Here is a 545-nt window from a genome sequence, read left to right as displayed (position 1 = left end):
GTGCCGTGCGCCGGGGTGCCGTGCGCCGGGGTGCCGTGCGCCGGGGTGCCGTGCGCCGGGGTGCCGTGCGCCGGGGTGCCGTGCGCCGGGGTGCCGTGCGCCGGGGTGCCGTGCGCCGGGATGTCATGGGACGGAGTGTGCGGAGTGCCGTGCGCCGGAGTGTGCGGACCGGCGTGCGGCGGGGTCTGCGGACCGGTGTGCTGACCGTCGACCGGGACCTCGCCGGAGTCCCCGGCGGCCGGACCACCGTGCCCCCAGCCGACATCACCCGCAACAGGCACCCGCTCACCGGACACCGCACTGCCATGCGGCGGAGTGTGCGCCCCCTGGTGCCCCTCAACCGCGAACTCACCCGAATCACCGGCAGCCGGACCACCATGCCCCCACCCGGCATCACCCGAGACGGCCGCCCCCTCACCAGGCACGGCACTGCCATGCGGCGGGGTCTGCGGCCCGGTGTGCTGACCAGCGTGCTGGCCGGTGTGCTGACCAGCCTGCGGCCCGGTGTGCTGACCAGCGTGCGGCCCGGCCTGCTGGCCGTCAAC

At 76.7% G+C, this 545-nt stretch carries 1 protein-coding gene and 1 pseudogene; one reads left to right on the top strand and one right to left on the bottom strand.

The genetic code is table 11. The annotated features are described in order from the left end of the window. Positions 1-281, bottom strand: a pseudogene (locus tag AXW62_RS46540) (DUF3152 domain-containing protein); the annotation flags it as partial. A 24-nt stretch (positions 282-305) separates the two neighbouring features. Here AXW62_RS46540 and AXW62_RS44300 point away from each other — a divergent pair. Next, positions 306-545, top strand: a 240-nt coding sequence (locus AXW62_RS44300) for a hypothetical protein (protein WP_159061133.1), incomplete at its 3' end; no start/stop codon positions are given.

Source organism: Streptomyces hygroscopicus subsp. hygroscopicus (assembly GCF_001553455.1).
Classification (GTDB): domain Bacteria; phylum Actinomycetota; class Actinomycetes; order Streptomycetales; family Streptomycetaceae; genus Streptomyces; species Streptomyces hygroscopicus.
The sequence above is the reverse complement of the archived record's forward strand: the minus strand, read 5'-3'. Positions and strand labels throughout refer to the sequence as shown.